Below are 19,317 nucleotides of genomic sequence, written 5' to 3'. Positions count from 1 at the left end.
GCAAGCTGAACGCCTACCGGGGCGTCACCTAGAGTCCGCAGCGAGCGAAATCCGCGGTCGACGCACCCTCGCCTACGGCCTGGAGCACGGCGATCGCCTCGTCCAGCGTCGCGACCGGGTAGACATCCAAATCACCCGGAATGTTGCCGGTGATCTCGTCACAGTTGCCGGCGGGCGCAAGAAAGACGTCGGCGCCGACGCCCTCGGCCGCGAACATCTTCTGCACCACACCGCCAATGCGGCCGACACTGCCATCAGCTGCGATCGTGCCGGTACCGGCGACGTCGGCCCCGCCCGCGAGCGATCCGGGCGTGAGCTTGTCGATGATGCCGAGTGCGAACATCATGCCGGCGCTCGGCCCGCCCACGCTGTCGAGGCGAATGCGCACGTCGATTGGGAACTCGTACTCGCCCGCGATCAGCACGCCGATGACCGGCACCCGGTCAGCACCCTCCGAGAGCTCGGGGGTGACCGACAAAACCTGCTGCTCGCCGCCCCGGCGCACCGTGATCTCGGCAGCGCCACCGACGCCGTTGGTGGCGATCTCGTCGCGCAGAGCCGTGACGTCACGCACCGGCACCCCGTTGACCGCCACGATCTCGTCGTCGGCCTGCACCGTTCCCTCGGCCGGGCTGCCCTCGACGACATCGACGACGATCAGGCGCGATTCGTAGGGCTCGCCGAGGGCCCGCAGGGCGGCGGCGACGGCCTCCTGCTGCGAGTTCTCCATGTCAACCCGGGACTGCTCGCGGCGCTGCTCGGTCGTGACCCCCTCGGGGAACACCTGGTCGACGGGGACGACCGACTGCGACGGCGTGACGAACGCACGCATGACCTCGAACCAGTTCGGCGAGCTCTCGCGGTTGCCGAGGACGTTGACGGTGAGCAGGCTCAGCGACCCCTCGGTCGGGTACGTCGTCTCGTTCGGGATCTCGATCAGCGGCACCTCGTCGCCGTCGACGGTGACCGAACCCAGGGTGTCGAAGACGGGGCCGGGGCGCTCGATGACGTACGGGGACGGCAGAATCGCGAGCCCCAGCATCCCGAAGACGGTGACGGCCATCATCAACAGGCCCACGCGACGGCCACCGCGGCGGACCGTCGACGAGACGCGCGCATCGTCGTCGTCGCTGAACAGGCTCACGCGTCTCCTTCGGGGCAATGGGTGATCGGGATGGGTGGTGCGGGGGCTGAACCGCGACTGTGAGCCCGGTCAGCCTACGGCGAACGCCCGGGGCTCGCGGGGCACAACCGCATTAGCGTAGGAACCATGGCTGAGAACCCCCTCGGGGCGAACGACGACGAGTTCCGCGACATGATGCGCAAATTCCTGTCCGGGGAGGGCGACATGGACCCGTCGAAGCTGGCGGGCGCCGCGGGCCTGCCCTCCGACCCGGTCATGATGGCGCGCCTCATGGGGCAGCTGCGCAAGGCGATGAACGCCTCGGGCGACGGCATCGACTGGCAGACCGCCCGCGAGGAGGCCGGCCGCATCGCCGCGGAGGGCTCGACGCGCACGAGCGACCTCGAGCTCGACCGTCTGCGGCAGGCGCTCAGCGTCGCCGCGCTCTGGCTCGACGAGGCAACCACGATCACGCAACTGACGAGCGAGCCGGCGCTGCTGACCCGCGCCGAGTGGGCGCACCAGACGATGCCCGTCTGGACAGAGCTCGCCGACCCGGTGGCGAACTCGATCGCCGATTCGATGACGACCGTGCTCGCCGAGCAGGTTCCCGAAGAACTGAAGGGGATGCTCGCGGGCGCCACCCAGATGATGCGCCAGGTCGGCGGCGCCCTCTTCGCACTGCAGCTCGGTCAGGTGATCGGGCGCTTGTCGGCAGAGGTCGTCTCGGGCGGCGACATCGGCATTCCGCTGCTACCCGGGCGGGACGAGACCGAGGTGCAGGCGGCGATGCTGCCGCAGAACGTCACGGCGTTCGGCACCGACCTCGACATCCCGACCGATCAGATTCAGCTGTACCTGGCGGTTCGTGAGCTCGCGCACGCGCGCCTCTTCCGGCACGCCCGCTGGCTGCGCGCCCACCTGACGAGCGCCATCACGGATGCCACGCGCGGAACCCGGATCAGAACGGATCGACTGGAGGCGCTCGCCGCCGACTTCGACCCCCAGAACCTCGACGGCCTGCGGGAGCTGCTCACGAGCGGCGAGCTGATCGAGCCGAAGTCCGAATCGCAGCAGCAGGCGCTTGGCCGGCTCGAGACGACGCTCGCGCTGATCGAGGGCTGGGTCGACGTGGTGACGGCTGACGCGACCCGGCGCATCCCGAAGGCCGACGCGGTCGCCGAGATGGTGCGCCGCCGCCGCGCGTCGGGCGGGCCGGGCGAACGCGCCTTCGCGACGCTCGTCGGCCTCGAGCTGCGCCCCCGGCGCCTCCGCGAGGCGGCCGCCTTCTGGCGCGCGGTCACCGACGCCGTCGGGGCGGATGCCCGCGACGGCCTGTGGGCGCACCCCGACATCATGCCGACCGCGGCCGACATCGACGACCCGGATGCGCGCATCCGGTCAATGACGGAGGCCACGACCGAGCCCGATGCGCTCGACAAGGCGCTCAGCGATCTGCTCGCCGACGAGGGCGACCGCCCCGTCGAGCGCGGCCCCGGCGAGGCGCCGGACGAGCCGCCGTCGAGCGCCGAACCGACCGCCTGATCCGGCGCCCGGCAGGAGGTCCGGCCGGAGCCGCGTGCGGGGGTAGTTGGCGCGGGTGACGGCGGGTGTGCACAACGCCCCCGCACGGCGACGCCCGCGGCGCATCATGTGCGCCATGATCCTGCGCCTCGACCCCCGCCGCGCGCTCGTTTGGCGCGACCCCCGCACCGTACAGATCGGCGTCGACCCCGTGGTCGTCGTGGTGGACGACGTGGGCGATGGCGAGGCCCGACTGATCGCGGCGCTGTCGACCGGGGTCACCCGCGATGGGCTCGACGTGCTCGCCGAACTCGCACGCGTCTCACCCGAGCGCGTGACGCGTCTCGTCGAGCGGCTCTCGCCAGCGTTCGCTCCGCCCGCCACCGAGGCGACGCGCCCACGGCTCGCCGTCATCGGGGAGGCGACGGGGGCGACGGGCCGCATCGCCGGGCTGCTCGCGAGCGCGGGCTTCCGCGTGGTCACGGCCGCGCGGGGCGACGACCTCGACGCGCGCGACGTCGCGGCCGTGGTGCTCGTCAGCCACCACGTGATCGATCCGCTGGAGCACACGCGCTGGCTGAACCGCGACGTGCTGCATCTGCCGGTCGTCTTCGGTGAGCTCGCGGTGACCGTGGGGCCCCTCGTCGACCCGGGGCTGACGCCGTGCCTGGCCTGCGTGGAACAGCAGCGCACCGACGCCGACCCCGCCTGGCCCGCGATCGGCACTCAGTTGTGGCGCACGCAAGCGGCCGCCGACACCGAGCTCGCGGCGACCGAGGCGGCGCTCGAGATCGTGCGCATTCTCGCCGAGCGCTCGCCCCGACAGGTGCGACTCGACACCGAGACCGGCGAGCGATCCGAGCGCGCGTGGGGCCCGAGCCCGCGCTGCGGCTGCCGGGGGCTCGAACTCAGCGCCGTGACGCCGATCGCGGCGGGCTGAGCTCGGCGAGGAAGCGGCTGGGGCTGCGCTCGCCCCGGCTGCTGGGCCCGGTGGCGGCCCACGACAGCGCGAGGGTGCGTCGGGCACGGGTCAGGCCCACGTACAGCAGGCGGCGTTCTTCGTCGATCGCGGCAAGGTCGGTGCCGGCGTAGCTAATCGGCACGAGCCCTTCCGACAGGCCGACGAGGTGCACGTGATCCCACTCGAGACCCTTCGCCGCGTGCAGGGTCGAGAGCGTCACCGCCGAGATCGTCGGCGCGTGCTGCTGCTCGGCGCGCGTGCGCAGCTCGTCGACGAACTGGCCGAGCGTCGTGCCCGCGGGGGCTTCTTCGGCGAGCGCCAGCAGGGCGTTCATGGCGTCCCAGCGCGCCCGCTCGGCGCCCCCGCCGATGGGCGGGTCTTGGCGCCAGCCGAGCCCGCGCAGCACGTCGCTCACGCTCTTGAACAGCGGTTCGTCGCCGACGGCAACCGATGCGCCGCGCAGCAACAGCATCGCCTGGCGCACTTCGGGCTGGTCGAAGAATCGGCTGTTCGCTCGCGACTGCACGGGAACGTTCTGGCGGCGCAGGGCGGCCTCGAGCGCGATCGACTGCGTGTTGATGCGGTACAGCACGGCGATCGATTCGGGCGCGGCGCCGTCGGCGATGCGCTGGGCGACCTGCTCGGCGACGTACTGGGCCTCGGTCACGTCGTCGCCGAATTGCCGGATGCTCGGGGCAGGCCCCGACGCCCCGTCGCGCGCCGCGCGCAGCGTCAGCGCCCCGGGCCTGCCGCGCATGAGCCGGTTCGCGCTGTCAACGATCTGGGTCGTCGAGCGGTAGTTGTCTTCCAGCCGAACCAGGGCAGCCTCGGGGTACTCGTCGCCGAACCGCACGAGGTAGTCGCTCGTCGCCCCGGCGAACGAATAAATGGTCTGCGAGGCGTCGCCGACCACGCACAGTTCGCGGCGGCCGCCGAGCCACAGCGTCAGCAGGTCGTGCTGCAGGGGCGACACGTCTTGGTACTCGTCGACGACGAAGAAGCGGTACTGCTCGCGCACCTGCTCGGCGACGCGCGCTTCGTTCTCGAGCATCCCCGCGGTGGCGAGCAGAACATCCTCAAAATCGATCTGCCGGCGCTCGTCTTTGACCGCTTCGTAGCGCTTCTGGAGGTCGACGACCTGCTCGACGGTCAATCCGCCGGGCAGCCCGCGGCTCGGGGCCCGCACGGCGTACTCGTCGATCGACAGGCGGCTGACCTTGCGCCACTCGATCTCGGCGGCGAGGTCGCGCAGCGCGGCCGTGTCGACGCGGATCTTCAGTGTCTGCGCCGCCTGCCCGAGCAGCTGCGCCTTGCCGTCGAGCACGCGCGGCGGCGCGCCACCCACGACGGTGGGCCAGAAGTAGGCCAATTGGCGCAGGGCCGCCGAGTGGAAGGTGCGGGCCGAGACCCCCTCCGCGCCCAGGGCCCGCAGCCGGCCGAGCAACTCGCCCGCCGCCCGGGTCGTGAAGGTGAGCGCCATGACGCGGCGCGGGTCATAGGCGCCGGTGGCCACCCCGTAGGCGATGCGGTGCGTGATGGCGCGGGTCTTACCCGTGCCGGCGCCGGCGAGCACGCAGACCGGGCCGACCAGCGCCTCGGCGACCTCGCGCTGGCGGTCGTCGAGCTGGGCGAGCAGGCGGTCGGCGGTGACGGTGGTCATGCGGGAAGGGGCTCGCCGAACCAGTCTTCGATGATGGCGCGCGCGATCGAGGTACGGCTCGGCAGCACGATGTCGTTCAGGCTCGCGGCCAGCTCGTCGCGGCTGAACCAGCGCAGGTCAAGAATCTCGGTGCCGTCGGGGCGCAGCGAGCTTGCCCGAGCGGTGTCGAGCGTGGCCCGGAAGCCGAGCATGAGCGAGGCCGGGAACGGCCACGGCTGCGAGCCGACGTACTGCGGGTCGACCACGGTGAGGCCCGACTCTTCGAACACTTCGCGCACGACGGCGGCCTCGAGCGACTCTCCCGGCTCGACGAAGCCGGCGAGCAGCGAGAAGCGGTTCGTCTCCCACTGGGCGTTGCTGCCGAGCACGAGGCGGTCGTGTTCGTCGGTCACGCCCACGATGATCGCCGCGTCGGTGCGCGGGAAGATCTCGCGGCCCGTCTCGACGTCAACACGCACCCAGCCGCCCCGACCTGGCTCGGTGGGGTTGCCCGTGCGCGGCGAGAATTCGTGGGTCGCGTGCCAATTGGCGATGCCGAGCGCCTCGATCGCGAGGCCTGCATCGCGGTCACAGAGCTGATGGCCGAAGGTGCGGGGGTTGCCCCAGCGCACCATGTCGGCGGCAAGGGTGGGGCCCGCGTTGTCGTCGACGACGACCGCGACGATCGGCGAACCGGCGGGGATGCCCGTGGCCGCGTCGTCGTCATCGATCGTTTTCCCCAGGTAGATGCGCAGGGCATCCGCGGGAAGCTGATCGGGGGTGAGAAAGGCGAGCGCGGGCTCAGTCGCCGGAGTGAGCAAGACTTCGCCGCGCCACAGCGCGAGCACGCGGGTGCGGGAATCGGCCCACAGCTCGTCGAACAGGTGCGGACGCTCGCGGGTGAGGTGGTCGCGGTCGATGCGGTACCGCGACAGCGGCAACGACGCGGTGAGCGAGCGGTGCATGAAACTCCCGGAAATCGGACGTGCGAGAGCCGGACGTGCGAACCGGACCGTGTGGCGCGCGCCGCCTCGTGGGCCCCGCGCACCTACCCTGGTGGGCATGGCCAGGACCCCCCTCACTCTAGCCGCGCTCGCGACGGCAGCCGTTCCCGGCCTCGACGTCGTTAAGGCCGAACGGCTCGGCAGCACCGGGGGCGACGCCGATGTGGCGATGCTCGCCGCCCGCGACGGGCGCACGCTCGTGATGCGCATGCCGCGCACGCCGGCCGCCGAGCAGCAGCAGTCGGCCGACCTCGTCGCCCTGCGGGCGCTCAGCGACGGCGTACGCGCGCGCCTGCCCTTCGCCGTGCCACGCATCATCGGGCAGACGCTGCTCGGCGGCGTGCGGGGCGTGGTGACCGACTATCTCGACGGAACATCGCTGCACTTGCAACGAATCACCCCCGGGCAGGCAGCCTCAATCGGGCGCGCGATCGCCGCCGTGCACGCGCTGCCGACGAGCGTGGTCAGCGACGTCGGGCTTCCGCAGTGGCGCCCCGTCGACGTCGTGCGCGAGGCCGTCGCGACCCTCGACCGCGCGGCGGCGACCGGGCTGGTTCCGGCGTCGCTGCTGACCCGCTGGGAGTCTGCCGCGGAAGACCAGAGTCTCTGGCAGTTCACCCCCACTGTCATCAACGGCTCGCTCAGCGCCGCGTCGCTGCTAGCCATTGGCGAGACCATCACGGGCGTGCTCGGCTGGTCGCGCCTGCAGGTGGGTGACCCCGCGCGCGACCTGTTCTGGATCCTCGGCTCGGCCGACCCGGCCGTGCCCGAAGCAGCCTTCGACGCGTACACGCAGGCGCGCGGCGTCAACGACCGCCAGGTGGTCGCGCGTGCGACATTCGCGGCCGAGCTCGAAGTGGCGCGCTGGCTGCTGCACGGCACCGATCAGCGGTCGACCGAGATCGTCGACGATGCCGTCGAAATGCTGCACGCGCTGCTCGACCGCGTCGGCGGCGACGTCATGCACCCGCTCGCCCGCTCGGTCGACGGAGCGGAGCGCCGCTCGGGCAGCCTCACCGAGGCGATCGACCTCGCCGACGGCGACCTCGCCGAGCGCTCGGTCGACGCGGCAAAGCCCCGCGGTGATGCGGGCGGGGCCCCGTCAGCGCGCTCGTCGCTGCTCGACGGCGTCGACGAGGGCCGCGAATAGCCGCAGGTCGTCGGGCGACTCTTCGGGATGCCACTGCACGGCCACCCCAAAACTCATGCCGTCGATGTCGACCGCCTGAACGACGCCGTCATCGCCGCGCGCGCTCACCGTGAGGCCGTCGGCCACGCGGTCGAGCGCCTGGTGGTGGTAGCTCTTCACGGTCAGCTGCTCGCCCACGATGCCGGCGAGTCTGCTGCCCGGCTCGACGAGCACCGGGTTGTCGGCAAACACCGCGCCCCCGTAGCTGTAGCGGTTCGAGCCGATCACGTCGGGCAGGTGCTGAATGAGCGTCCCGCCGAGCGCCACATTGAGGATCTGCAGGCCGCGGCAGATGCCGAGGAAGGGCAGATCGCGGGCAATCGCGGCCCGCACGAGCGCGATCTCCCAGGCGTCGCGGTCGGGGCGCGGGGCGTCGTTGTCGGGATGCGGGTCTTGGCCATAGAGGCGCGCATCCACGTCTTTGCCGCCCGTGATGATGAGGGCGTCGACGGCGTCGAGAACGCGCGCAACCGCATCCTCACTCGCCGGTTGTGGGGGCAAGGCGACGAAGGCGGCGCCCGCCCCGAGAACGCAGTCGGAGTAGACGCGCGGCAGGACGGCGGCGGGGCGGTCCCAGAGACCCATCGCGGCCTGCTCCATGTAGGAGCTCAGGCCAATCAGTACCGTCATCGATGCGCCCGCTCAGCTGGCCTGCGGCGCGATCGACCGCAGAATGATCGCCTTGCCGCGCTGGACCGCGCGGACCAACTCTGACTGCCGAACCCCCAGGTCTTGCGAGACGTCGGAGTAGGAGCGCCCGTCGACGAGGATGCCCGTCATGCCGGCACGGAGGTCGGCGGGCAGCGCGGCGATCGCGGCGAGCAGTCGCTCGCGCTCGATCGCGGCAAACGCCGCCTCATCGACCGGATGCTCGGGTGAGACATCGAGGTCGAATGCGTCGGTGGTCATGATGGGCTCCTCATCGACGGGCGAATAGGCGGGCAGATTAGCTCGCGAAGTCCTTCACGAGCTGCTCGTTCTTCGGGCGCACCGCCGAGACGATGAACCCGACGGCGAGCGCGATGAACGGCAACAGCACCAGGAACCAGCCGAGACCGTTCAGCGCCCAGGCGCTCTCGGGCAGCGACGGGTCGACGTCGGCCGGGGCCGTTCCGGCGAGCAGGTTGAACCGCGACATGAGCAGGTACAGGCCAAGGGCAAGCAGCACGGCACTGAGCGCGGGGGCAATCTTGGTTTGCCAGACGCCGCCCTCGCCGCGTGAAGCGAAGTGCCGGATGACCGCGATCGAGACGAGAATTTCGACCGTGACGATCGCGATGACCGTGACGGAGCTCATCCAGAAGAACAGGTTGCCCACCGGGTCGAGCTGCGCGATCGCGAAGATCACCATGACGAGCGCGGCGAGCGCCGAGGTCACGATGACGCCGCCGACGGGGGCGCCCTGCGCGTTCGTCGCCGCGAGGCGCTTCGGCAGCACGCCGCCGCGGCCGAGGGCGAAGAAGTAGCGCGACGCCGCGTTCTGGAAGGCGAGCAGGCCCGCGAAGAGGCTCGTCAACACGAGCACCGCCATGGGCGCGATGAGCCAGCCGCCGACGTACTGCTCGGCGAGGCTAAACAGCACGCCCTCCGGCGTCGCGAGCCCGTCGGAACGCTCGAGCACCTCGTCGATGACACCGCCGGCGCCCATGCCCGTCACCATGCCGAAGGACACGACGGCGAACAGGATGCTGATCACCGCGATCGCGACGTAGGTCGCGACGGGAACGGTGCGCTTCGGATCGGTCGACTCTTCGCCGTAGATCGCCGTCGCCTCGAATCCGATAAAGCTGGCGAAGGCAAAGGCGAGCGCGATGCCCGCGGTTCCGGCGAATCCGCCCGCGAAGACAGCGACCGGGCTGAAGGAGGCGGCAAAATCGCTGCCCTCGGGCCCGCCGCTCGCGAGGGACGCGATGCCGACGACGAGCAGCACGAGCACCTCGAGGGTCAGCAGCACGCCGAGCAACTTCGCACCGACGTCAACGCTCAAGAGCGAGAGCCCCGTGACGAGTGCCCAGCCGATGAACGACCAGACGTACCAGGGCAGATCGAGGCCGATGCTCGCCATCGTGCCGCCCATGACGGCGCCGAAGAATCCGTAGATCGCGAGCTGGATGGTGACGTAGGCGACGACGGCGGCGAACGCGCTGGCGACGCCGGCATTCACCCCGAGGCCCTTGCCGACGTAGGCAAAGAACGCGCCGGTGTTTGTCATGGTGCGGCTCATGGCGGCGTAGCCGACCGTGAAGAGCAGCAGCGTGAGGCCGACGGCGAGGTAGGCACCGGGCACGGCGGCGCCGTTGCCGAGCACCATGGCGACCGGCACTGCACCGGTCATGCCGATGAGCGGCGCGGCCGAGGCCACGACAAAGAACACGATGCCGGCAATGCCGATGCGGCCGCGCCTCAGCTGGCTGCCGGCGGAAGCGTGAGCGTGAGATCCGCCGGAAGCGGCGGTCGGGGTGGGTGTGGGGGTGGATTGATCGGACATAGAACTTCCCTGACTCCTCATTGAGCGGAAAATCGTTTGGGTCGAAACGATGTGCGATTAGCGTGACGGATGCGCGGGGCCGCGTCAAGCATCCGAACGCATCGATATGGGCGCATCGCGACGGCAAGTCGCCGGCGGTCGGGTGGCGCCCAATCGCGGGTGCGCATCCGCGAAAATTGCCTATCGTTTGTTTCCGAATGAATCGCTAGGCTGAGGGAATGGCTGACCTCACCGGCTTCATGGCCCCGAAAACCCCCACCGGCAAGAGCGCGATCGTGCCCGACATGCCGTGGTACTACTCCGGGACGCTACTCACCGCCGAGTACCGCACCGACCCCGCCAACGTCGCAGCCCTCCTCCCCGAGGGCCTCGAGCTCGCCGACGACGACCCGGGCGCTGTCGCGCTCATCTGGGCCGACTGGCAGTCATGCTCGGCGTCGGGCGCCGAGTTGCTCGACCCGCAGCGCTCGCAGTACCTCGAGACCTTCGCTGTCGTGCGCGTCAAGCGCGGGGAGACGACGTACACGCGCTGCGTCGCGATCTGGGTCACGAAAGACTTTGCGATCGCGCGCGGTTGGTTCCAGGGCTACCCGAAGAAGCTCGGCTCGATGGCCGTGACGCGCGTCATGAACGTCGGCCGCGCGGCGCCACGCCTCGCCCCGGGCGCTCGCATCGGGGCATCGCTCGCCGCCTACGATCACCGGCTCGCCTCGCTCGTCGTCACGCTCGAAGCCGAGAGCGAGACGAACGGCTTCGTCAATGGCCACCCCATGCTGCACTCGCGCTGGATGCCGTCGATCACCCCCGGTGCCGGCAACTCGATGGACCAGCTCATCACCATGAGCACCACCGACGCCGAGATCGGCGCGACCTGGCGCGGCGACTTCGACCTCGAGCTGTTCGACTCGCCCTGGGACGAACTCGCCTCGATCCTGCCCGTGCACGAGAAGATCGGCGCGTACTACCGCGAGGTGGGCGTGACGTTCAACGGCGGCACGCTCGTGCACGACCAGTCGAACCCGGCGGTGTAGGCGACCGCCCCAAGAACAGACGAAACGGGGATGCACGCACTGCGTGCATCCCCGTTCTTTCGTTCTCGGCAGTGCCGGTGATCAGAGATCCAGGAAGTACTCCTTGACCTCCCACTCGGTGACCTCGTCGGGGAGCTCTGCGCCGACCACCTCGGTGAAGCGCTCGATCTCGTCGCGCTTCATCACCTCGAAGACGTCGACGAGCGGGCCACCCATGAGCTCGATGAGACGCTCGTCGGCACGCAGGGCGTCGAGGGCGTCGCCGAGGGTCATCGGCAGCACGGGGCGCGACTCGTCTTCGTAGGCGTAGCCAACGGCGGCGGCCGGCGGCTCGAGCTCGCGGCGGATGCCGTCGAGGCCTGCCGCCAACAGCGCGGCGGTCATCAGGTAGGCGTTCGCCGCCCCGTCGCCGAGGCGGATCTCGAGGCGGGTGCCGCCGCCGCGCTCCGGCGGGATGCGCACCATCGCACTGCGGTTGTCGAGGCCCCAGTTGGCGCGGTACGGCGCGAGCGTGTCGGGTCCGAGGCGGCGGAAGGCGTTCACCGTGGGGTTGCAGATCGCGACCAGCGCGGGAGCGTGCTCCATGATGCCGGCGATCATGTGGCGGGCGGTCGCACTCAGGCCGTCGGGGGCCGAGGCGTCGTGCATCAGGTTCTCACCCGTGGGGCTCTCCACCGACAGGTGCAGGTGGAATCCGCTGCCGCCCTCGTCGCTCCACGGTTTGCCGGCGAAGGTGGCGGCCTGGCCGAGACGGGCGATGACGTCCTTGACGCCGGCCTTCAGCATCCAAATGCGGTCACAGGCGTCGAGCGCCTCGCTGTGCCAAATGTTGATCTCGTACTGGCTGGGGCTGAACTCGTGGTTGCCCGCGAACACGCCGATGCGCAGGCGGTCGAGCATGCGCAGCAGGTGCAGGAAGGTGCCCTTCGGGTCGACCGTGGCGCCCGAGGTGTAGACGCGGCCCGTGGGGTTGATGGCGCGTCGGTAGGTGCCGTCGTCGTTGACGTCGGCGATGTAGAACTCGAGCTCGGGGCCGGCCACCGGCACCAGGCCGATCGCCTTGTACTCGTTCACCATGCGCTCGAGCAGCGTGCGCGGGGCGAGCTCGTTCGGGGTCATGTCGGGGTTGTTGGCGCCGGCGACGACGTAGGCGACACCGGGCTCCCACGGCAGGGCGCGCCACGTTTCGGGCACGATCTGCGTGACGAAGTCTTCGAGGCCGTTCGACAGCACGTCGGCGCCGTCAAGCACGCCGCCTTGCGTAGTCGTCACCCACACGCCCTGGCAGAAGGTCGGCCCGCCGTGGTGGATCTTGTCGAGCTCGCTCACGAGCAGATCCTTCGAGCGGATCGTGCCAATGATGTCGGCGTAAATCACGCGGAGAACGTCGATCTCGGCGGCGATGAGCTCGCTCTGCAGGTTGGCGAGGCTGTGCGTCATGGTGCGACTCCCTTGTGGCACTCGTGGCGTTTCTGGGCGGTGTGCCGCGGCAACGGGTGGGGTCGTCGCGGGCGCGCCCTGGCGAATCGTCACTGATTCGTTCGTAAACAAACGATACTGTAGCGATGGCGGCGCGTCGATGGGCCGCCACGCCGATTCGCGCATCCGCTGCTCGCATTCGGCGACCGCGATCTCAGCGAGGAGTTCCCGCGATGCGTGCCCTGTTCATCCAGCACGACCATGTTTCGCCGCTCGGCCCCGTCGGCGAACGATTCGCTCACCACGGCTTCGACATCGACACGGTTCAAGTCGTCGACGAGGCGCAGTTTGGCTCGCCCAACGTGCCCTTCGCCTTCCCCGACGCGGGTGACTACGACGTGATCGTGCCGCTCGGCGCCCCCTGGGGCGCGTGGGACGACGCCTGCATCGGCGCTTGGCTCGTGCCCGAAATCGAGTGGATGCGCGACGCCGTCACGCGGGATATCCCCGTTTTCGGCATCTGCTTCGGCGGTCAGCTGATCGCCCGCGCGATGGGCGGCTCGGTGGCGCCGGCGCCCAAGGGCGAGATCGGCTGGACGGCGATCTGGAGCGACCGTCCGTCGCTCGTCGGCCAGGGCCCGTGGTTTCAGTTTCACTACGACCGCTGGGTCGTGCCGCCCGGCGCCGTCGAGATCGCGCGCAACCCGGTCGCCTCGCAGGCCTTCACGATTCGCCGTTCGCTGGCCGTGCAGTTTCACCCCGAGCTCGACGCCGCGGGGCTTAAGGGCTGGCTCGACTGGGGCGGGGCCGCGAAGGTCGACGCCGACGGGCAAGACCCTGCGGTGATGCTGGCGCAGACCGTCGCCGAGCAGGATGCCGCGCGCGAGCGCACCTTCGCGCTTGTCGACGCGTTCCTCACCCAGGTGGCCGAGCTGCCAACCCGGGCGTGGGCGCCGCGCGCAGAGCGCTATCTGCGGCCAACCGCGCAACGCGGATGATCAGATCTTTACGTACCTGGGCATGGACTGCGTTCTTTGCTTTGGTGTCACAAAGTGGCGCTAGGTTACTCTCGCTCCAAGAAGTTAGTCAGATACGTGTCCGCGTCCATCCCGTAGTCGTTCATCTTCTGTCGGTCCGCTGAGGTGAACTTTCCCGAGTGACGACTGTGGTCATATCCAACGACATACCAACTTTGCCGGCGCCCAACTTCTCGGCTTCGCCGCTCGGTCGATGTCGCAGCAGCGCCTGTCAAGAGTTCTTGGAGTTCGAGTCCAGCCGCTTGGCGATGTAGCAAATCTTCTTTGCGCTGAATTCCGACATGCTGAGCAATCCAGGACGCGTATACCACCACCCCTAGAAAAAGGATCACGCCTCCCACTGAAGCAGTGACTAGACCTCCGTCTCGCGATGGAATCACAGCAGTTGTGCCGATCAGAAGCAGAAGTGAACCAGGCGCTCCAAGAGCGAAGCCGGCAAGGGTTTGACGACGGCGCCCCTTCCTGGACAACTTAGCGAGCCCCACGCGCGACTTTCGCATTAGTATCTGCGCGCGCTTCAACTCATCACCGCGGAGATGCTTCATTCCGGCTTCGGGCCCGTCCAAGCTAATCGCCTTCCTTATGAGCTCAACCTAGTGGGCGATCGACCTGTAACCAAGCATGGTATTGATCCCGCGAAACACTTTCCAGGGCATTAATCTTGGTACGTTGGCATAATGAGTCTTCGCAATCGTGTACTTGCCGCCATCGCAAAGGAGGAGGCGGATGCGATAGCTCGCGCACGACTCGTTGACTCGCTATTCGCGGAATTCCCAATACTGTGCCGGGAGTTCGGAGTCTCAGCCTCCGCTATTTTCGGGTTCGAAGAAGCCCCCACACTAGTGCGCAATGAGGAAGATCTGCGTGGGCAGATGACCACTCTGCAAGCTTTGACTTCACGCCACAGATCCCACCTGAAGGTGTTGACCGAACGCGGCGCGAGTAAGGAGTACTGGGGCCCACTTCGGGTCACACAGGATCTAATCGTGGCAGTCAGGGCGAGCGACACCCCACTGCCTGACCTCTGGTTAAGCCACGAATCGGTTCTCCGAGTGTCGAACCCAGAAGCACGCGCGGTGCTTGACTCGATGCTTCGGGGACACGCAAAGGATCTCGAAACTGCAATGGTGCGGTTTCTACACTCGAGCCGTCGGAAATAAGGTTCCGCGAGCATGGTCGCGCTACGGCGCGACGCGGACGATCAGCTTGCCGCGCACGTGCCCCGACTCGCTGTGCCGCACCGCGTCGGCGATGCGCTCGAGCGGGTAGACCTCGCCGACGACAGTGCGAATGGCACCCGCGCCGGCGAGGTCGGCGAGCGCCGCCAGGTCGTCGGCGTCGCGGCGGGCCAGGATGCTCGCGATCGTCTTCGTCGTTAACCGGTTCGCGACGGCCCGCCCCGCGACCGCAGTGACGGGGGCGACCCAGTCGCCGGGCGGCGCCCCGACGACGGCGAGCACCCCGTTGGGGGTGAGCAGCCGCGCGAGCTCGCGGGTGCGACGCGCGCCGTTCGTCTCGACCACGAGGTCGTACCGGGCGAGCCCGTCGTCGAGCCGGTCGGTGCGATAGTCGAGCACCTCCTCGGCGCCGAGGCGCAGGGCGAGCTCGCGGTTTCCCGCGCCGGTGACGGCGGTGACGTGCGCCCCGAAGTGCGCGGCGAGCTGGGTGGCGATGCTGCCGACTCCCCCGGTGGCTCCGATGATCATCACGCGCGGCGGCATGGGTTCGACGCCCGTGCCGTTCCACGTGCGCGGGGCGTCGAGGCCGCCGCGGCGCAGCGCCTGCAGCGCGGTGACGGCGGCGATGCCCAGGCCGGCGGCCTCGTCGACGGCCAGACCGGCAGGGCGATGGGCGAGGCCCTTCTCGCCGACGACCGTGTACTCGGCCCAGGCGCCGTTGCCGTAGCCGAGTACCTCGTCGCCGACCGCGAAGCTCGAGACGCCGGGGCCGACCGCGTCGACCGTGCCGGCGAGGTCGCTGCCGAGCGCCGGCTTGGTCGGCCGCACCAGCCCGCGGGCGAGCCGCAGCAGGTACGGGGTGCCGCGCATTTCGTGCCAGTCGAGCGGGTTCACCGACGACGCGGCGACGCGCACACGAACCTGTCCCTCCGCGGGTTCTGGCACCGGGGCATCCACGATCTCGAGGGCTTCGGGGCCGCCGTAGCGGCGCGCGACGACGGCTTTCATGGCCTCAGCATGACGGGTGCGTCGAGCCGGGCGTACACGTTCTCGGCCAGACGTGACGCCCCGTGCCGCGACGTATTGCAGGAAATCAGCCGAGCGCATGGCGCAAAACCGCGGCAAATCGGCAGTCACCAGGTCTGTTTTCCTGCAATGCGTCGCTGCGGGCACGCCTCACACCCGCGTCCGCGCGCGGCGCTCGGGACGGGCGCGCGGGCTCACGAGCCACCCCGGCCGGGGCCAGAACGCGCAAACGCCCCGGACTACACGACCCGCACGGGCATGCGCTTGATGCCGTGCACGAAGTTCGAGCGCAGGTAGTCGACGCTGCCGGTGCGCTCGAAGCTCACGTCGCGGCTGAGCAGGTCTTCGAACATGATGCGCAGCTCGATGCGGGCGAGCGCGTTGCCGAGGCACATGTGCGGGCCACCGCGGCCGAACGACATGTGCTCGTTGGGGTTGCGGGTGACGTCGAAGCGGTACGGCTCGTCGAACACGGCGTCGTCGCGGTTGCCCGAGGCGAACCAGACGACGACCTTGTCGCCCTCGGCAACCTCGGTGCCGGCGAACTCGGTGTCGCGCGTCGCCGTGCGGCGGAAGTGGTACACCGGCGAGGCGTAGCGCAGAAACTCTTCGACCGCCCACGGGATGAGGGTGGGGTCGTTGCGCAGGATGTCCATCTGCTCGGGGTTGGCGAGCAGGTTGTTCATCGTGTGTGTGATGGTGTGCCGGGTCGTCTCGTTTCCGGCGACGACCAGCAGCAGGAAGTTCGTGTTGAACTCGTCTTCGGTGAGCGGCTGGCCATCCGACGGCACGCCGTCGGCGAGCAGGGTGACGAGATCGGTGCCGCCCTTCCCGCGACGCTCGGCCGCCATGTGCTTGCCGTACTCGTACACCTCGATCGCGGCCGGCGAGCGGAACGGCACGTGCTTGTACTCGTCACTCTCGGCCGAGCTGATCAGCAGGTCGGCGTGCTCGGGGTCGGTGTTGCCGATCATGCGGTTACCCCACTCGATCAGCTGGCCGGTGTCGCTGTCGGGCACATCCAGCAGGCGCGCCAGCACGCGGATCGGGAAGTCGGCGCTCACTTCGTCGACGAAGTCAAACGAGCCCTTCGCGATGGCCGCATCGAGCGTCTTCGCGGTGATGCCACGCAGGAAGGTCTCGTACTTCGCGACCGCCTGCGGGGTGAACTGCCCCTGCAGCATGCGGCGCAGCGCCCGGTGGCGTAGCCCGTCAGTTTCGAGCAGCGAGCGGCGCTTGTCTTGCAGCTCGGGGGCGACCTCTTCGAGGTTCGTGAACTTCGTCGAGGTGAAGGTGTCGGTGTCGCGCAGCACGCGAACAACGTCGTGGTAGCGGGTGACCGACCAGAAGCCGTGGTTCGGCGCGTCTTCGTCTGACCAGTGCAGCCCGGGCGTCGCCCGCAGCTGGTCGAACGTCGACCAGGGGGCGCCGTCCTCGAACAGGTCGAGGTCGGCGAGGTTCGGCTGGGTGAGGGTGTGCGTCATGGCAGCGCCTTTGCTCCGGGAACGATTGTTTGGATGCTAACGAATCTCTGCGCATCCGTCGAGTGGCGAAATGCGCGCGCCGCGTTCGCGCCGCATTTCCCGCTCATTCGCGGCCGAATGGCGTTGAATGGCGGGTGACGACCAACGAAGGGGTCAGCATGCCCAGTGCCCACACGCTCGCCGAGACCGAGCAGCAGGTCGCCGAGCGCCTCGGTGGTCTGCCGATCGACTTTGAGGCGATGGCGGTCATCTCGAACCTGTTTCGCGCGGCGAACGCGACGCGCAACTTCTTCGAGCGCACCGTGCTCGCACCGACCGACCTCAGCTGGACCGCCTTCGTCGTGCTCTGGGTCACCTGGATCTGGGAGCCCATCGAGACCCGGCAGATCGCCGAAGAGGGCGGCTTCTCGAAGGCAACCCTCACGGGTGTACTCGGCACGCTCGAGGCGAAGGGCTACGTGACCCGCGCGCGCAGCACGAGCGATGGCCGCCTCGTCATCGTGTCGATGACCGACGCCGGTCGCGAGCTCATGCTCACCCTGTTCCCCACCTTCAATGCGCACGAACAGCAGGCCACCTCGAGCCTCGACCCCGAGCGCCGGCGCGAGCTCGCCGAGATGCTGCGGCAGATCACGCGCCTCACCGAGCGCTGATCACTCACCACCCCTACCGCTCCCCCGACCGGGTGGTCTACTATCGTGGCAATCGTTCGTATACGAATGAAACCCGACTGCAAGGGAGCAGCCACGTGCACCAGGTGACACTCGCCGGCCTCACCGTCGATACCCGCCACTACATCGGTGGGCAGCGATTCGCGAGCGACGACACCTTCGAGTCGATCTCTCCGATCGACGGCGCCGTGCTCGCGCATGTCTCGCGCGGCGGCGCGGGCGAGGCCGATGCCGCGGTCTGGGCCGCACGCAACGCCTTCCCCGCCTGGCGGGATCTGGGCCCCGAGGGCCGCGGCGCCATCCTGCACCGCCTCGCCGACCTCATCGAACAGAACATCGAGCCACTCGCGCAGCTCGAGACGCTCGACAACGGATCGCTCTTGCGCAGCCACCGCCGCGGCGTCATGCCGCGCGTAGCCATGAACATTCGTTTCTTCGCCGACTGGGCGATGAACAAGCTCGAGCACCCGGTGTGGCAGACCCGCGGTCACGACAACGTGGTGACCTGGGATCCGTCGGGCGTCGCGGTCATCATCACGCCCTGGAACGCGCCGCTCATGCTCGCCACCTGGCGCATCGGCCCGGCGCTGGCCGCCGGCGACACCGTGGTGCTGAAGCCCGCCGAGTGGACTCCGCTCACCGCGAGCGTCTTCGCCGACCTGTGCGAGCAGGCCGGCATGCCGCCCGGCGTCTTCAACGTCGTGCAGGGCTACGGCACCGAGGCCGGGGCGGCGCTCGTTGCCCACCCGGCCGTCGCCCGCATTGCGTTCACCGGCTCGGTGCCGACCGCGAAGGCGATCATGCGCTCGGCGGCTGACAACCTGACGCCCGTAAGTTTCGAGCTCGGCGGCAAGAGCCCGTTCATCGTCACCGACGATGCCGACCTCGACCTCGCGGTCGAGCTGGCGCTCGAGCAGTACGACAACGCGGGTCAGGTGTGCCTCTCGGGCACGCGCCTACTCGTGCACGAGAACACCGCCGACGCCTTCGCCGAACGCTTCGCCGAGCGCGCGGCCCAGATCGTGCAGGGCGACCCGCGTGAGGAGGCGACGCAGATCGGCCCGCAGATTCACCGCGTGCACCTCGAGCGCGTCGCCGGCTTCGTCGAACGCGCCCAGGCCGACGGCGCCGCGGTGGCATTCGGCGGCGGCCCGAACGACGAACTCGGCGGGCTGTACTACCGCCCGACCCTCATCACGGGCGCGAAGCCCGGCAGCGAGATCCTCACCGCCGAAGTCTTCGGGCCGGTGCTCGCGATGCAGACCTTCGCGAGCGACGACGAGGCCGTCGAGCTTGCGAACAACACCGAGTACGGGCTCGCCGCCGTCGTCGTCTGCGGCGAGCGCGAGCGCGCCGAACGCCTGACCAAGAACCTGGTCGCCGGCACGATCTGGGTCAACTGCTTCTTCGTGCGCGACCTCGCAGCGCCGTTTGGCGGGTCGAAGAAGTCGGGCATCGGCCGCGAGGGCGGCGTGTGGTCGTTCGACTTCTACGCCGACGTCAAGAACACCGTTTACGCACCGACCGGATGGAAGGACTAATC

16 protein-coding genes are annotated in these 19,317 nt (G+C 69.3%); 7 read left to right on the top strand and 9 right to left on the bottom strand.

What is annotated here, in order from left to right:
• Nucleotides 1–28 precede the first annotated feature (28 nt).
• Nucleotides 29–1,144, bottom strand: coding sequence for a YlbL family protein (locus tag EV141_RS06170; RefSeq protein ID WP_241969121.1), 1,116 nt, complete (start codon nt 1,142–1,144; stop codon nt 29–31).
• Between the two features lie 126 nt (nt 1,145–1,270).
• Between EV141_RS06170 and EV141_RS06165 the strand changes: the two genes are divergently transcribed.
• Together EV141_RS06165 and EV141_RS06160 are read left to right on the top strand one after the other, a co-directional pair.
• Nucleotides 1,271–2,668: a zinc-dependent metalloprotease gene (locus EV141_RS06165; RefSeq protein ID WP_130485092.1), complete on the top strand. Its 1,398-nt coding sequence runs from the start codon at nt 1,271–1,273 to the stop codon at nt 2,666–2,668.
• Between the two features lie 115 nt (nt 2,669–2,783).
• Entirely contained in the window at nt 2,784–3,587 is an 804-nt protein-coding gene (locus EV141_RS06160; protein WP_130485091.1) for a hypothetical protein, read from the top strand.
• On the opposite strand, the gene EV141_RS06155 is transcribed toward EV141_RS06160, so the two are convergent.
• Nucleotides 3,556–5,268 (bottom strand): ATP-dependent helicase, encoded by a 1,713-nt coding sequence (locus EV141_RS06155; protein ID WP_130485090.1) that lies wholly within the window; start codon nt 5,266–5,268, stop codon nt 3,556–3,558. The two genes, EV141_RS06160 and EV141_RS06155, sit on opposite strands and share 32 nt — an antisense overlap.
• Nucleotides 5,265–6,212 carry an NAD(+) diphosphatase gene (gene nudC / locus EV141_RS06150; protein WP_130485089.1) on the bottom strand — a complete coding sequence of 316 codons (948 nt, stop codon included), beginning with the start codon at nt 6,210–6,212 and terminating at the stop codon, nt 5,265–5,267. Before nudC ends, EV141_RS06155 begins: the two co-directional genes overlap by 4 nt.
• A gap of 97 nt (nt 6,213–6,309) precedes the next feature.
• Between nudC and EV141_RS06145 the strand changes: the two genes are divergently transcribed.
• The gene (locus EV141_RS06145; protein ID WP_157985520.1) at nt 6,310–7,401 is read left to right on the top strand and encodes a phosphotransferase; all 1,092 of its coding nucleotides are present in this window, start codon (nt 6,310–6,312) and stop codon (nt 7,399–7,401) included.
• Here the strand turns inward: EV141_RS06145 and EV141_RS06140 are convergent.
• The 3 genes from EV141_RS06140 to EV141_RS06130 are packed head-to-tail and all read right to left on the bottom strand — an operon-like array spanning nt 7,354 to nt 9,928.
• Nucleotides 7,354–8,070, bottom strand: a complete 717-nt coding sequence (locus EV141_RS06140) for a gamma-glutamyl-gamma-aminobutyrate hydrolase family protein (RefSeq protein ID WP_130485087.1) — start codon at nt 8,068–8,070, stop codon at nt 7,354–7,356. The two genes, EV141_RS06145 and EV141_RS06140, sit on opposite strands and share 48 nt — an antisense overlap.
• A gap of 12 nt (nt 8,071–8,082) precedes the next feature.
• A complete protein-coding gene (locus EV141_RS06135) occupies nt 8,083–8,349 on the bottom strand; it encodes a hypothetical protein (RefSeq protein ID WP_130485086.1) in 267 nt (88 codons plus the stop codon).
• A gap of 37 nt (nt 8,350–8,386) precedes the next feature.
• On the bottom strand, nt 8,387–9,928 hold the full coding sequence (locus EV141_RS06130) for an APC family permease (RefSeq protein WP_130485085.1): 1,542 nt from the start codon (nt 9,926–9,928) through the stop codon (nt 8,387–8,389).
• A gap of 218 nt (nt 9,929–10,146) precedes the next feature.
• Here EV141_RS06130 and EV141_RS06125 point away from each other — a divergent pair, with 218 nt between their 5' ends.
• The gene (locus EV141_RS06125; protein WP_130485084.1) at nt 10,147–10,959 is read left to right on the top strand and encodes an acetoacetate decarboxylase family protein; all 813 of its coding nucleotides are present in this window, start codon (nt 10,147–10,149) and stop codon (nt 10,957–10,959) included.
• A gap of 81 nt (nt 10,960–11,040) precedes the next feature.
• Here EV141_RS06125 and EV141_RS06120 read toward each other — a convergent pair whose 3' ends face one another.
• Nucleotides 11,041–12,399, bottom strand: coding sequence for a glutamine synthetase family protein (locus tag EV141_RS06120; protein ID WP_130485083.1), 1,359 nt, complete (start codon nt 12,397–12,399; stop codon nt 11,041–11,043).
• Between the two features lie 212 nt (nt 12,400–12,611).
• Here EV141_RS06120 and EV141_RS06115 point away from each other — a divergent pair, with 212 nt between their 5' ends.
• Complete coding sequence (locus tag EV141_RS06115; protein ID WP_130485082.1) at nt 12,612–13,376, top strand: type 1 glutamine amidotransferase; 765 nt, start codon at nt 12,612–12,614, stop codon at nt 13,374–13,376.
• 1,220 nt (nt 13,377–14,596) lie between these two features.
• Here EV141_RS06115 and EV141_RS06110 read toward each other — a convergent pair.
• A complete protein-coding gene (locus EV141_RS06110) occupies nt 14,597–15,601 on the bottom strand; it encodes an NAD(P)-dependent alcohol dehydrogenase (protein WP_185740118.1) in 1,005 nt (334 codons plus the stop codon).
• Nucleotides 15,602–15,858: 257 nt separating this feature from the next.
• A complete protein-coding gene (locus EV141_RS06105) occupies nt 15,859–17,103 on the bottom strand; it encodes a cytochrome P450 (protein WP_130485080.1) in 1,245 nt (414 codons plus the stop codon).
• A 158-nt stretch (nt 17,104–17,261) separates the two neighbouring features.
• On the opposite strand from EV141_RS06105, the gene EV141_RS06100 reads away from it, so the two are divergent.
• Nucleotides 17,262–17,756, top strand: coding sequence for a MarR family winged helix-turn-helix transcriptional regulator (locus tag EV141_RS06100; RefSeq protein WP_130485079.1), 495 nt, complete (start codon nt 17,262–17,264; stop codon nt 17,754–17,756).
• Between the two features lie 95 nt (nt 17,757–17,851).
• Nucleotides 17,852–19,315: an aldehyde dehydrogenase gene (locus EV141_RS06095; RefSeq protein WP_130485078.1), complete on the top strand. Its 1,464-nt coding sequence runs from the start codon at nt 17,852–17,854 to the stop codon at nt 19,313–19,315.
• Nucleotides 19,316–19,317: the final 2 nt, after the last annotated feature.

Source organism: Microcella putealis (assembly GCF_004216575.1).
GTDB classification, from domain to species: domain Bacteria; phylum Actinomycetota; class Actinomycetes; order Actinomycetales; family Microbacteriaceae; genus Microcella; species Microcella putealis.
This window is presented reverse-complemented; position numbering and strand designations above follow the sequence as displayed.